Annotated in this window: 15 protein-coding genes, 1 tRNA gene and 1 pseudogene; 11 read left to right on the top strand and 6 right to left on the bottom strand. The window is 63.9% G+C overall.

The window, feature by feature from the left end; genetic code table 11:
• The 3 genes from CF15_RS02150 to CF15_RS02140 are packed head-to-tail and all read left to right on the top strand — an operon-like array spanning position 1 to position 1,289.
• Positions 1 to 333 (top strand): 50S ribosomal protein L30e, encoded by a 333-nt coding sequence (locus CF15_RS02150; protein WP_058371346.1) that lies wholly within the window; start codon positions 1 to 3, stop codon positions 331 to 333.
• Positions 334 to 358: 25 nt separating this feature from the next.
• Complete coding sequence (locus CF15_RS02145) at positions 359 to 790, top strand: NusA-like transcription termination signal-binding factor (protein ID WP_058370323.1); 432 nt, start codon at positions 359 to 361, stop codon at positions 788 to 790.
• Positions 791 to 845: 55 nt separating this feature from the next.
• Positions 846 to 1,289 (top strand): 30S ribosomal protein S12, encoded by a 444-nt coding sequence (locus CF15_RS02140; RefSeq protein ID WP_058370322.1) that lies wholly within the window; start codon positions 846 to 848, stop codon positions 1,287 to 1,289.
• 111 nt (positions 1,290 to 1,400) lie between these two features.
• Here CF15_RS02140 and CF15_RS02135 read toward each other — a convergent pair whose 3' ends face one another.
• Positions 1,401 to 1,901 carry a bifunctional nuclease family protein gene (locus tag CF15_RS02135; RefSeq protein ID WP_058370321.1) on the bottom strand — a complete coding sequence of 167 codons (501 nt, stop codon included), beginning with the start codon at positions 1,899 to 1,901 and terminating at the stop codon, positions 1,401 to 1,403.
• A gap of 209 nt (positions 1,902 to 2,110) precedes the next feature.
• Here CF15_RS02135 and CF15_RS02130 point away from each other — a divergent pair, with 209 nt between their 5' ends.
• From CF15_RS02130 to CF15_RS02105, 6 genes and pseudogenes are all read left to right on the top strand, one after another.
• Positions 2,111 to 2,683: a 30S ribosomal protein S7 gene (locus tag CF15_RS02130; protein ID WP_058371345.1), complete on the top strand. Its 573-nt coding sequence runs from the start codon at positions 2,111 to 2,113 to the stop codon at positions 2,681 to 2,683.
• A gap of 104 nt (positions 2,684 to 2,787) precedes the next feature.
• Positions 2,788 to 4,107 carry a translation elongation factor EF-1 subunit alpha gene (tuf, locus tag CF15_RS02125; protein WP_058370320.1) on the top strand — a complete coding sequence of 440 codons (1,320 nt, stop codon included), beginning with the start codon at positions 2,788 to 2,790 and terminating at the stop codon, positions 4,105 to 4,107.
• A gap of 184 nt (positions 4,108 to 4,291) precedes the next feature.
• On the top strand, positions 4,292 to 4,600 hold the full coding sequence (gene rpsJ, locus CF15_RS02120) for a 30S ribosomal protein S10 (RefSeq protein ID WP_058370319.1): 309 nt from the start codon (positions 4,292 to 4,294) through the stop codon (positions 4,598 to 4,600).
• A 131-nt stretch (positions 4,601 to 4,731) separates the two neighbouring features.
• A tRNA-Ser gene (locus CF15_RS02115) sits at positions 4,732 to 4,819 on the top strand.
• Positions 4,820 to 5,493: 674 nt separating this feature from the next.
• A complete protein-coding gene (locus tag CF15_RS02110) occupies positions 5,494 to 6,048 on the top strand; it encodes a hypothetical protein (protein WP_058370318.1) in 555 nt (184 codons plus the stop codon).
• Positions 6,027 to 6,718, top strand: a pseudogene (locus CF15_RS02105) (enoyl-CoA hydratase/isomerase family protein); the annotation flags it as partial. The gene CF15_RS02110 and the pseudogene CF15_RS02105, both read left to right, overlap by 22 nt.
• A gap of 171 nt (positions 6,719 to 6,889) precedes the next feature.
• Here the strand turns inward: CF15_RS02105 and CF15_RS02100 are convergent.
• Both CF15_RS02100 and CF15_RS02095 read right to left on the bottom strand, forming a co-directional pair.
• Positions 6,890 to 7,864, bottom strand: coding sequence for a BadF/BadG/BcrA/BcrD ATPase family protein (locus CF15_RS02100; protein WP_058370316.1), 975 nt, complete (start codon positions 7,862 to 7,864; stop codon positions 6,890 to 6,892).
• A 34-nt stretch (positions 7,865 to 7,898) separates the two neighbouring features.
• The gene (locus tag CF15_RS02095; protein ID WP_201783071.1) at positions 7,899 to 8,246 is read right to left on the bottom strand and encodes a hypothetical protein; all 348 of its coding nucleotides are present in this window, start codon (positions 8,244 to 8,246) and stop codon (positions 7,899 to 7,901) included.
• 176 nt (positions 8,247 to 8,422) lie between these two features.
• On the opposite strand from CF15_RS02095, the gene pdxS reads away from it, so the two are divergent.
• Entirely contained in the window at positions 8,423 to 9,481 is a 1,059-nt protein-coding gene (gene pdxS, locus CF15_RS02090) for a pyridoxal 5'-phosphate synthase lyase subunit PdxS (protein WP_058370315.1), read from the top strand.
• A 3-nt stretch (positions 9,482 to 9,484) separates the two neighbouring features.
• Positions 9,485 to 10,087, top strand: coding sequence for a pyridoxal 5'-phosphate synthase glutaminase subunit PdxT (pdxT, locus tag CF15_RS02085; RefSeq protein ID WP_058370314.1), 603 nt, complete (start codon positions 9,485 to 9,487; stop codon positions 10,085 to 10,087).
• Here the strand turns inward: pdxT and CF15_RS02080 are convergent.
• The 3 genes from CF15_RS02080 to CF15_RS02070 form a co-directional block, all read right to left on the bottom strand.
• Positions 10,084 to 10,482: a hypothetical protein gene (locus CF15_RS02080; protein WP_058370313.1), complete on the bottom strand. Its 399-nt coding sequence runs from the start codon at positions 10,480 to 10,482 to the stop codon at positions 10,084 to 10,086. The genes pdxT and CF15_RS02080 overlap by 4 nt on opposite strands.
• Before the next feature lie 37 nt (positions 10,483 to 10,519).
• Positions 10,520 to 11,197, bottom strand: coding sequence for a LysE family transporter (locus CF15_RS02075; protein WP_058370312.1), 678 nt, complete (start codon positions 11,195 to 11,197; stop codon positions 10,520 to 10,522).
• 93 nt (positions 11,198 to 11,290) lie between these two features.
• Positions 11,291 to 12,103 (bottom strand): MBL fold metallo-hydrolase, encoded by an 813-nt coding sequence (locus CF15_RS02070; protein WP_168371213.1) that lies wholly within the window; start codon positions 12,101 to 12,103, stop codon positions 11,291 to 11,293.
• Between the last annotated feature and the right edge of the window lie 113 nt (positions 12,104 to 12,216).

Genomic DNA, 12,216 nt, shown 5'->3' with positions numbered 1-12,216 from the left:
ATGGTCCAGGTCACGGATATAGAGAGGGAGCTTGTAAACGCGCTCAAGACGGGTAGGGTTGTGATAGGCTCGAGGAAGACGCTGCGCTACGTTAAGACCGGCAAGGCCAAGGCGGTTATCGTGGCCTCCAACGCCCCGCCGGAGATAAGGAACGATATTATCTACTACGCGAGGCTCGGCGGTATACCGGTCTACGTCTACCCGGGCACGAGTGTAGAGCTCGGAGCCGTCTGCGGTAAGCCATTTACGGTAGCTAGCCTGGCAGTCCTCGACTCCGGCAGCTCCCGTATACTGGACCTCATAGAGGCTGCCCAGGGTAAGCAGGAGAAGTAGGCGGGCGGAGGTGCTGTAGTCGGCCTTGGTGGATATAAAGCTGACGGCTGAAGAGATGCGCTACATGGCGCTCCTCCAGGACCTCACCGGAGCGATAGCACGCGACTGCATAGTGGATAACGAGAACAACCGCGTGATCTTCCTGGTTAGGCCCGGAGACGCGGGCAAGGCTATCGGCAGGCGCGGCTCTAACATCAATAGGCTGCGTAAGCTCCTAGGCAAGGAGATAGAGGTTGTAGAGTACGCCGACGACCTAGAAGCCATGGTGAAGAACCTCTTCGCCCCCGCACGTATACTAGGCGTCAGGGTGGTGCAGCGCAACGGGAGGAAGATACTCTACGTCACCGTGGACCCCAACGATAAGGGCCGCGCGATAGGGAAGGGAGGCCGCAAGGTCTCGGTAGCCCGCATAGTGCTGAAGCGGTACTTCGACATAGACGAGATAAAGATAAGATAACCCCTCGCCCCAGCCTGGCTTCCAGCACCGGGGCTAGACGGGAGGGTGCAGGACCATGACCGGCAAGAAGTCCCCCAACGGGCTGTTCGCGGCGCGGAAGCTCAGGCGCAAGAGGCTCAAGTTCCGCTGGAGCGAGCGCGAGTTCAAGATACGCATGCTGGGCCTTAAGAGGAAGTACGACCCCCTCGAGGGCGCCCCTATGGCCCGTGGGATAGTGCTTGAGAAGGTCGGTGTCGAGGCGCGCCAACCGAACTCCGCCGTGCGTAAGTGCGTCCGCGTGCAGCTCGTCAAGAACGGCCGCGTCGTCACAGCCTTCGTGCCCGGTGACGGCGGGCTACTAGTAGTGGACGAGCACGACGAGGTGCTGATAGAGGGTATCGGCGGCCCCCGCGGCCGCTCCATGGGCGATATCCCGGGTGTACGCTACAAGGTTGTCACCGTCAACGGGGTCTCGCTGAAGGCTATACTCGAGGGCCGCAAGCAGAAGCCGCAGCGCTGACCCCCACACGCCTCCTTGCCTCAGCCTCACTGCATTCAGCGGCGTTTTAGGCTACGCCCTGAGGGCTTACTCCCCGGCTGGGAAGAAACCGAGGGCAGGGTCCTCGAGGGTCTAAGGCTCTACATCCTCGTCCTCCTCTCCCCCTTCCTCGCTAGATGACCTCTCATACATCTCCTGCTCGTCTACGAGCCTCTTGGATACGTAGATGGGTTTCTTGAATAGCCTTGCCAGGAAGATCGCGTGACTGGGCACCATTCTCCGTATCATGTAGAGGCCTCCTAGGTTGAAGCTGGCCTTGGCCGTGTAGAGGAAGGTGCTGTAGTCTATCTCGTCTATAACCACTTGTTCGAGGTGTCTTCCCAGCTCCTCTATCAGCGAGCGGAGGTCGGCGAGGACGTCGAAGACTGTCTCTCTTCTCTCCTGCATTGGAGCGCTGTTCTCCTCCAGCCTGTTGAGCGCCTGCACTATCTCGAAGGGCACGTTGTAGAGCGTGAACTCTCTGCCATCCTCGAGCTCCAGCACTATTACTGGTATGTGTGGCGGGTTCGGCATAACCATGGCGGTTACGCTGCGGGCCTCGAGGAGGACGTCGCTGGAGCGGGGTGGGGGCATTCCGGCTCAACCCCGAGACTCCTGGTGCAGGGCTTCAAGGCTCTATTACTCTTCTACACGGTGCCCGGGTCTAGAGGCCATTGGGGCATGCTCCCCCTCTAGAGGACGGTGTGCTGCAAGCCTAAATTTACCCGGGGGCCGGCTGGGCTGCCCTCTACACGGGTGGTGCTGTGGCTGTAGCCGAGCAGGAAAAGTCTTTCAAGGCTGGCATGGATCCTGCCAGGATCAAGCTGTTCGGGAAGTGGGGCTTCGAGGGCATAGAGATTAGGGACCCAGGGCTCAAACGCTATATAAGCCTGAAGCCTGTCTGGCTACCGCATACCGGTGGCAGGCACGAATACCGCCGCTTCGGCAAGTCCGAGGTACCTATAGTTGAGAGGCTAATCAACAAGCTAATGCGCCCCGGCCGCAATATGGGTAAGAAGCACCTAGCCTACAACATAGTGAAGCAGGCCTTCGAGATCATATACCTCCGCACCGGCGAGAACCCCATCCAGGTACTCGTACGCGCTATAGAGAACTCGGCGCCCCGCGAGGACGTGACAAGAATAATGTACGGTGGTATAACCTACTTCGTAGCGGTCGACGTGGCGCCCCAGCACCGTGTGGACGTGGCATTGAAGCACCTAACCGAGGGAGCCAGGTCTTGCGCCTTCAACAACCCCAAGCCTATAGAGGAATGCCTAGCCGACGAGATAATAGCGGCAGCCAACAACGACCCCAAGAGCTACGCCATACGCAGGAAGGAGGAGATTGAGAGGATAGCGCTAAGCTCCAGGTAGCATCTCGGAGTACTCCACTAAGCATTCTTCACTAAACCTTTATAAGAGCGTTTCCCGGAAGCTGCCCCTCGGCAAGAAAAGGAGAAGGTGCTGGGGGAAGGGCCATGAGCCAGCAGAAGCCCCACATAAACCTGGTAGTAATCGGCCACGTAGACCACGGTAAGAGCACCCTGGTAGGCCACCTGCTATTCCGTCTAGGCTTCGTCGACGAGAAGACCCTCAGGACCCTGGAGGAGGAGGCTAAGAAGAAGGGTAAGGAGTCGTTCAAGTTTGCCTGGCTTATGGACAGGCTCAAGGAGGAGCGTGAGCGCGGTGTAACTATAGACCTCAGCTTCGTGAAGTTCGAGACAAAGAAGTACTACTTCACCATCATTGATGCTCCTGGCCACAGAGACTTCATCAAGAACATGATCACTGGTGCTAGCCAGGCCGACGCCGCCATCCTAGTCGTGTCTGCCAGGAAGGGTGAGTTCGAGGCCGGTATGAGCGCTGAGGGTCAGACCCGCGAGCACCTAATACTCGCCAAGACTATGGGTATTGACCAGATAATAGTGGCCGTTAACAAGATGGATGCCCCCGATGTAAACTACAGCAAGGAGAGGTACGAGCAGATAGTAGCAGTCCTCAAGAAGTTCATGAAGGGCCTCGGCTACAAGGTGGACCAGATACCCTTCATACCGGTATCAGCCTGGACCGGCGAGAACCTGATAGAGCGCAGTCCCAACATGCCCTGGTACAACGGCCCCACCCTGGTGGAGGCCCTCGACAACTACATACAGCCCCCCAAGAAGCCCATTGACAAGCCCCTGAGGATACCCATACAGAACGTCTACACCATACCTGGCGTCGGCACAGTGCCTGTCGGCCGCGTCGAGACCGGCGTACTGAAGGTCGGCGACAAGGTAGTCTTCATGCCGCCTGGTGTAGTCGGCGAGGTCCGCAGCATAGAGATGCACCACCAGCCCATACAGCAGGCTGAGCCCGGCGACAACATAGGCTTCAACGTCCGTGGCGTCTCCAAGAAGGATATAAGGCGCGGCGACGTTGCGGGCCACCCCGACAACCCGCCCACCGTCGCCGAGGAGTTCACCGCCAGGATATTCGTGATATGGCATCCCAGCGCCATCACCGTCGGCTACAGCCCGGTGATACATGCTCACACCGCCAGCGTGGCTGCTAGGATAGTGGAGATACAGGCTAAGCTCGACCCGAGGACCGGCCAGGTGGTTGAGAAGAACCCGCAGTTCCTAAAGATGGGCGATGCCGCCATAGTGAAGTTCAAGCCTATCAAGCCTATGGTGATTGAGAAGTACAGCGAATTCCCGCAGCTCGGCCGCTTCGCTATGAGGGATATGGGTAAGACTGTCGGCATAGGCGTAGTGATCGACGTCAAGCCGGCCAAGGTGGAGATAAAGAAGAAGTAAGGAGCTGCCATGTTTTTAAGCCCCTCCTACAGCCCAGCAACCCTCTCCGCCCACGCGTCCTCTCTTGTCCTTGCCTCCCTTGGCTGGTCCTCTTAGCGGGTATGGCCTGCCCTCCGGCGGCCCCCGGCGTGTAAGCCCTTTAAACCGGTGTAGAGCGAGGCCTAGCTCCAGGGGGCACTAGGCTATGGTGCAGCGTGCCGAGATAAAGCTCTGGAGCACTAACGTGGAGAACCTAAACATGGTTACAGACCAGATCAAGAAGATTGCGCAGAAGTCGGGGGTCCGCATCCGCGGCCCTATACCGCTGCCTACGAAGAGGCTGATAGTCCCGACCCTCCGGCTGCCCCATGGCGAGGGCTCCAAGAAGTGGGACAAGTGGGAGCTGCGTATACATAAGCGCCTAGTGATACTCGATGCGGATGAGAAGGTTATGAGGCAGATAATGAGGGTTCGCGTCCCCGAGGACGTCTATATCGAGATACGCCTCCGCTAGGTTGTTTCCCCTCCAAGCCGGTCCTCCAGACCCAGGGTTTCCTCCCCTCAGCCCGCAGGGCTAACCCAATAATAGCCCCGGGCCTTCCCGACCCTTCTACATGGGCACAGGGGCTCATACACATCCTGGGCGCCGGGGTGCCCGAGCGGTCTAAGGGGCCGGCCTTGAGAGCCGGTGGCCGCGCAGGCCGCGCGGGTTCAAATCCCGCCCCCGGCGCCACACCCTCGGAACAATGGATCCTCCCGCGGCCTCTGGCGGCCTGCGCTCCGCCGGGCTCTAGGGAGGCCCTATCACCCTGGTGCGTGCCAGGCGCCTCCCCCGGGGCTGAGAACGCCATGTTGTGTTTTTAACGCCGCCTCTGCCCTGAAGGCTCTCTTGTACCCGGTGCACCTTTGTGCGGCATGGGCTGCTGCCAGCCCTGGCCCTCCTGGCGTCTTGGCCCCTCGGTGCTGCCGCAGCCACTGTGGGGGAGGTGCGCGGCCGGTGCCTGGCCTGCCACGTTACCCCCGGCGGGCCCTTCCGCTACCCGGTGGTGCAGGGAACTGAGTACAACCTTTTCCGCGGCATTGTAGTCCTGGGCAGCCTACTGGTTTTCCTCTACGGGCTCTACTGTTACCTAGCCCGGTGGACTCGCGGCGGGCAGCGGCTCCCCTGGGACCGTCTCGGGGAGAGGCTGCGCAGGCTGGCTGCCGTGGGGCTGCTCCAGTCGCGCGTGCTCCGGCAGCCCCTGGGTGGCGGGATACACCTGCTGATATACTTGGGCGGCGTCCTCCTGCTCCTGGCCGGTCTGGTCTATCTCGCCGGCCCGCCTGGGACCCGGTACCCCAGCGGCCCGGTATTCACAGTGTTCAGGGTGCTAGTGAATCTCGGCGGCGTCCTGCTCCTGAGCCGGTGTGGTTGCTGCCTGGCTGCGCCGTCTGCTAGGCCTAACCCCGGGGCTGCCCACGGGCCTCGAGGACCATCTGGTGCTTCTCTGGCTTGCGCTCATAGTGGTTACCGGCATGGTTCTCGATGCCGGGACGGCGGTTGCGCATATGCGCCAGGGTATACCCTGGTGGGACTTCTCCGGGCGCCTGCTGGCCCCGCTGCTGGAGCGCCTGGCACCCGGCGGCTTCCTGGAGCTCTACACGCTGACCAGAGTGGTGCACCTGGCCCTAACGGCTCTAATGCTAGCCGCCCTGCCGGGGACCAAGCTGGCCCATATAGTGGTGAGCGGGCTTTTCAACACCCTCTACTCCAGGCTCGACCATCCCGCCGCGTTTAGGCCGGTCCCGGACGCGGAGAAGAGGGTCGAGGAGGGCGGCACCATAGGCGTGGTGAAGCTGTCCGACACTACCTGGAAGCAGAGGATGGACTACGACGCCTGCACTCAGTGCGCCCGCTGCCACAACGCCTGCCCCGCGGTGGCGACGGGCAAGCCCCTCTCCCCGAGATGCTGCGGGAGCTGAGCGAGGCGCTGGACGAGCTGGAGGAGGATGACAGGGTAAGGGTGGTCGTATTGACTGGCAGCGGCCGCGCCTTCAGCGCAGGGGCTGACATCACGGCGTTCGCGGGCATCTCGCCGGTCAAGGCTATGATGTACTCTAGGAAGTTCCAGGAGGTCCTCTTCAAGATAGAGTACTATACGAAGCCCATCATAGCAGCGCTAAACGGCTACACCCTGGGCGGCGGCCTAGAACTCGCCATGGCAGCCGACTTCAGGATAGCCAGCGAGACAGCTATGCTCGGCCAGCCCGAGATAAACCTGGGATTCATACCCGGCGCCGGCGGCACCCAGCGGCTCCCCAGGCTGATAGGCAGGAGCCGCACCAAGGAGCTGATCTACACCGGCGACATGGTGCCCGCCGGCGAGGCCGCCAGGATGGGGCTGGTCGACCGGGTTGTGCCCCCGAGAAGCTGGAGCATGAGGCCCGCCAGCTTGCACTGAAGCTCGCGGAAAAGCCGCCGCTGGCGCTCATGACGGCCAAGTACGCGGTTCAAATAGGCATGGAGACCAGCATATGGGCCGGCATGGCGCTGGAGAGCAGCCTCTTCGGCCTACTCTTCAGCACAGAGGACGTAGTAGAGGGTGTGACGGCATTCCTGGAGAAGAGGAAGCCGAGGTTCAAGGGCCGCTAGCCTTTCCCCCTCCCTCCTCAGCAGGCCTCAATGCAGCCCCCTCTTTGAGTATTCTTGCCAGCCTTGGCTGTCTTGCCCGCGCAGCCTTTCCCCAGAAGCTTATGACCAGTGCAGCCGTTCCTGAGCACCTCTCCCCGGGGCGGAGCTGGGCCCGCGCGGCTATCTGCCCTCCTACTGTTGCTCGTAGAGGCCTCTGGCGGCCTCCAGCACCACGGGGTCTTCGGCTACCGCGTCCCTCTCCCGCCTCAGGCCAAGCCTCTCCAGCGCCAGCATGAGAGCCCCGACCACTGGGTAGACCCTTTTGCCGCTCACCCCTATCCCGTGGGCCTCGAGCTCCCTCCGGAACCTTTCGGCGAACACCCTACTCTTGAACATAGAGCCGGTGGTGTATACGATCTCCGCCCCGGCCTTCTCCGCCGCGACCCGGGCCGCCTCCGCCAGCTCCACGGCGCCCCTCTCGAGGATGCTGCGAGCCTCCATGCAGCCCTCCTCTGCCGCCTCCGCCACGCGTGGCGCGAGCGAGGCTATCTTATCCACCCTTCCCCGGGTGAGGTAGAACCAGTAGGCCAGCTCGTCCCCACTGGTCACGCCCAGGGTAGACGCGAGCACCCTGGTGAGGCAGCTGTGCTCCCCGCGGCCGTCTAGAGCCCGGAGGAGCGTGCGGAGCGCCTCCCTGGCCACCCAGAAGCCGCTGCCCTCGTCGCCGAGGAGCCAGCCATGGTCCCCGACTATTATCCTCTCGCCCCGGGGGGTGAGGGCGTAGGCTATGCTCCCCGTCCCAGCTATCACCAGTGCCCCGGGCCCGCCGCCCGTGGCGTGCACGAGCGCTATATGGGCGTCGTGCTCAACCACCAGCCTGCCCCCGTAGCCGCTCGCAGAGGCTATGAGCCCGGCTAGCTGCCCCGCCAGCAGCCTGCTGTCGAGCCCCGCGAACCCGGCGACCACCAGGGAGACCCTGCTGGCCCGGTGCCCCGTGCCCCGGAGCGCGGCCTCCACAGCCTCCCTCACCGCCGCGCCCGCGGAGGCAGCCCCAACGTTCACCGGGTTCCCGGGCCCGGCGCTCCCGGCCCAAACACCGCCGCTGCCCGTGTCGTAGACGAGGGCCCTGGTGCGTGTGGCGCCCGCGTCCACGCCGGCTACGAGCACACCCTCCCACCAGGGGCTCCCGGGGGCGCGGCCCCTACTGCCTCTTACGGAGATCCTGGTAGAGCGCTAGAAGAGCCACGAGCAGCACTACTAGGAGGAGCGGCACGTGCTGGGCGGCGAGCCTGCCCGGCGCCCCCGTGGGCTCCACCACGCTCCTGGACACCCTTCCCGCGTTGAACCCGGCGAGGGCCACGAGGTAGGGGTAGGTGGCCCGCGAGCCCCTAAGCAGCCAGGCTAGACCAGCGGCGTAGGCCACTGCTAGAACAATGTTCTCCCCCACGAGGAACCTGGGCAGAGGAGCCACGAGGTTGATCCCTACATAGCCTATTATAAGAAGCACTATCAGGCCTGTAAGCACCTTATCCACGGTATCCAGCGTCATCCCCGGCACACCGCCCCCAGGCAGCCTTCTCCGAACCCGAAACGGATCCGGAGAACCCTTCTAGATAAAGCTAGCCACACCGCTCCCCGCGGCCATGCACGGCCTCTGCCACGCTGGCGTGGAGGCTTAAGTTTATCCAGCCCCGACTGCCTGGAGCAAACCCTCGGCTGGCAGCTATGGTGCTCCCGCCCTACCACCCCGTCGTGGAGCGGGCCCGCCTCTACGAGGTCGGCTTCGAGACCATAGTGGACTTCTTCTACAGGCTCGCCGAGGCGGCTGACAAGCTGAGGGAGGAGGGCTTCTGGCTCAACTATGGGCCCGAGAGGCTCCCCGACTACATAGAGGTGCCGGCCCGCGGCACGCTCCGCGTCAAGTACGGGTTCCCCGTGTACCAGAAGGGCGGCGTCTGCATGGACGTCACCAATACCGAGCAGGCCGGGATAGCGGAGGAGGCGGGCGCAGCCTCCGTCATGGTGCTCGACAAGCTGCCCTACGACATCCGCCGCCAGGGCGGCGTAGCGAGAATGGCTGATGTAAGGGTTATACAGCAGGTGATGGACACGGTAACCATACCAGTGATGGCTAAGGTGCGTATAGGCCACTACTACGAGGCCGCGGTGCTCGAGAGCATAGGCGTCGACATGATAGATGAGAGTGAGGTGCTCACGCCGGTTGACGAGAAGCACCACATCAACAAGTGGCTCTTCAAGGTGCCCTTCGTCAACGGCGCCCGCAACCTCGGCGAGGCGCTCCGCAGGATAACCGAGGGCGCGGCGATGATACGCACCAAGGGCGAGGCGGGCACCGGCAACGTGGCCGAGGCGGTGAGGCACATGAAGATAATAGTCGGGGAGATAATGAAGCTGAGGAGCATGACCCCGGAGGAGAGGCTCAGGGCGGCCCGCGAGTACGGGGTCCCCCACCAGCTGGTAGACCTCACCGCCCGGCTCGGCCGCCTCCCGGTAGTGAACTTCGCCGCCGGCGGAATAGCCACCCCCGCCGACGCCGCGCTCATGATGTGGCTGGGCGCCGACGGCGTCTTCGTGGGCTCCGGAATATTCAAGAGCAAGGACCCCAGGGAGAGGGCCGAGGCCATAGTCCTGGCCACCAGCATGTGGCACGACCCTGAGACAGTCGCCGAGGCACAGGCTATGATCAGCGAGCAGAAGAGCATGATGGGGATAGATATACGCAGGCTCAAGCCCGAGGAGCTGCTCCAGGTGAGGGGAGAGTAGCCCTTGAAGATCGGGATAATAGCCCTCCAGGGCGGCTTCTACGAACACCACTACATGCTCCGCAAGCTTGCAGGCGAGACAGGCTGGAGCATAGAGCCGGTGTTCGTCAGGAAGCCGAGCGACCTGCGCGGCGTGGACGCCGTGATAATACCCGGCGGGGAGAGCACCACGATAGGCGTGGTGGCCCGCCGCTTAGGCCTCCTAGAAGAGCTACGCGACCTCCTAGCCTCCGGGCTCCCCGCCATGGGCACCTGCGCCGGCGCAGCGCTCCTGGCCAAGAGCGTCCGCGACCGCGTGGTAGGCGAGACCAAGCAGCCCCTCCTAGCGGTCATGGATATCGAGGTGGTGAGGAACTACTTCGGGAGGCAGAGGGAGAGCTTCGAGGTGGACTTGAGGATACCCGCGATAGGCGGGAAGCCGTTCCGCGGCGTCTTCATCCGAGCCCCCGCGATAACCAGGCTCTGGGGCAGGACCCAGAAGCTCGCGGAGCTAGACGGGGTTGCCGTGGCTGCAGAGGAGGACGGGAAGCTGGCCCTAGCCTTCCACCCGGAGCTGACCGGCGATACGAGGCTCCACCGCTACTTCATGGAGAGGGTTAAGCGCTAGCCCTCTCCTCCCTCAACCATCATCCTTATCTTCCGGAGCTCCTCCTCGAGCTCCCCCATGCAGGGGTCGGAGACGAGCCTCTCGGCGAGGCTCCTGACTGCCCTAGCAGTGTCTATCTCCTGCAGCGCTGCGGCCGCGTCGAGGGTGCCTATGGCCCACCCCACCTCGGTGAGGAGCTTGCTGCACCGGGCCATGAGCGCGTAGAGGCTCTCACTGCCTACGCCCAGGCGCTGCGCGTAAACCGCTAGGTCGCTCATATACTTCAGGAAATCGGCTATCACACCCCTCATGGTCTTGGCGCTCGGCTTCTCGAGACCCGGAATTCTCCTCAGCACCCTGATGAAGTTCTCCAGCTGGATCGTGAGCCTCCGCGCCTCCCTCCTAGGGTCCAGCATCCCCGACGCGCCCCCGCGGAGCCTAGGCCCCCCGGGTCTAGAAGGGTAGTAGGCGCCTCCCAGCCAGGCTCCTCGCGAGCATGTCGGCGGCGAAGGCCAGGAGCAGCACGCCTAGCCCGGCCAGGAGGGCGGCGTAGAGCCCCGTCATCCTCGAGAGCCCGGCCCCGGCGGCCGCCAGGAGGGCCAGCCACGCGTAGTCCATCCAGACGTGGCCGAGGTACATCGCGGCGAACCCCTTGGCGCCGTGGGCGGCTGCGCCCCGGACCAGGGGCAGCGCCACCGTGACCCACCAGGCTAGGAAGTAGGGGTTGAGCCCGGTCAGCGCCAGCCCGGTGGCGATGGCCCCGAGGGCCCCGCCCCCCACGGCAACCCCGGCTCCCTCCATGCCGGCCCCGTGGAGGGCCGCCGCAGCGCTCTGGAAGAGCCCGTAGGCGAAGTAGGCTATGAAGGCCGCCACGGCCACATCTAGGGGCTTCTCGAGCCGGCGGAGCACCCCCTCGAACCTCTCGGCCCACTTGACCAGAAGCGCCACGTAGGGCAGCTCGAACAGCATGTGGCCGAGTGCCACGAGCACGCCGCCCAGGGGGCCGAGGAGGGCGCCCACCGCCACCGCGCTGGCGGAGAGGGGTCCCGGGCTGAGCGCCCCGCTGGGGGTGAGCGCCAGGGTCCTCAGCACCAGGCCTCGTACCCCCTGCTCCCGGGCCACTGAGTCCATCCCTCTGCACCCTCCAGCCGTCTTAGCGGGGCCGCGGCGGCTGAGAGTGCTGAGGAGGCCCCGAGGGGGTTGTATCCCTGCCGCCGGCCCCGGCTACCTCCTAAGCCACTTCGGCACCCCGTTCTCCACCACCCTCCTCGCCCTGCCCAGCGCGGTGAGGGCGTTCAGTAGAGCCCTCACACTCGGCATGTATACCGAGTAGGCCCTCCTGCTCCTGGCCAGCCCGGTGGCCTCGAAAAGCCTCTCTATCACCTCGTCGCCCGCCGCCGGCTCATCGTCCAGCGCGGACTCGGCGAGGCGGAGCATCTCCTCTATCTTCCCCCGGTTGAGGTCTATGAGCCTCCGCGCCTCCCTCCTCTCGACCGGGGCCCCGTGGCCCGGCACCAGTATGTCGAAGTCGAGCCTCTCCAGCATACCCAGTGTCCTCATCCAGGAGAGCGTGTCGGTGTGGTAGAGCACCGGGTTGCCCTTCAAGTACTCCCCGCCGTACACCGTGTCCCCGGCGGCGAGGAGCCTCACGCCGCCAGCCTCTATGATGTACACCAGGTGGCCTGGCGTGTGCCCCGGCGCGTGGAGCGCATCGACGAGGGCTTCCCCGGACACGGCGCGCCCGGGCTCCACGGGCTCGTCCACACGGACGCCCCTTCCGACGAAGTAGGGTGTTATGTAGTTCTCCTCGAAGCCAGCGGCCCAGCCCATGGTAGCCATGTAGTTTATCGACGGGTTCTCGACTAGGGGGAGGCAGTGCCGCGGCGCATAGACCCTGGCACCCCTCTCCCGGAGGGCGCCCGCGTAGCGGAAGTGGTCGGCATGACCATGGGTAAGCAGCACCGCCCTGACGGGCTCGAGGGGCAGCGAGGGATCCACCGCCAGGGCGCCCGGGACTACTACAGTGTTTACCGCCATCTCACCCTCGCATACCAGAACGCCCCCGTACCCAATACAGCCCCCCTCCTCCACGGCCTAGGCCCCTCCCTGGATGGGCTCGGGGTTTACGCCTCCTATACGCGGGGGAGGGC

This window comes from Pyrodictium occultum, assembly GCF_001462395.1.
GTDB lineage: Archaea > Thermoproteota > Thermoprotei_A > Sulfolobales > Pyrodictiaceae > Pyrodictium > Pyrodictium occultum.
This window is presented reverse-complemented; position numbering and strand designations above follow the sequence as displayed.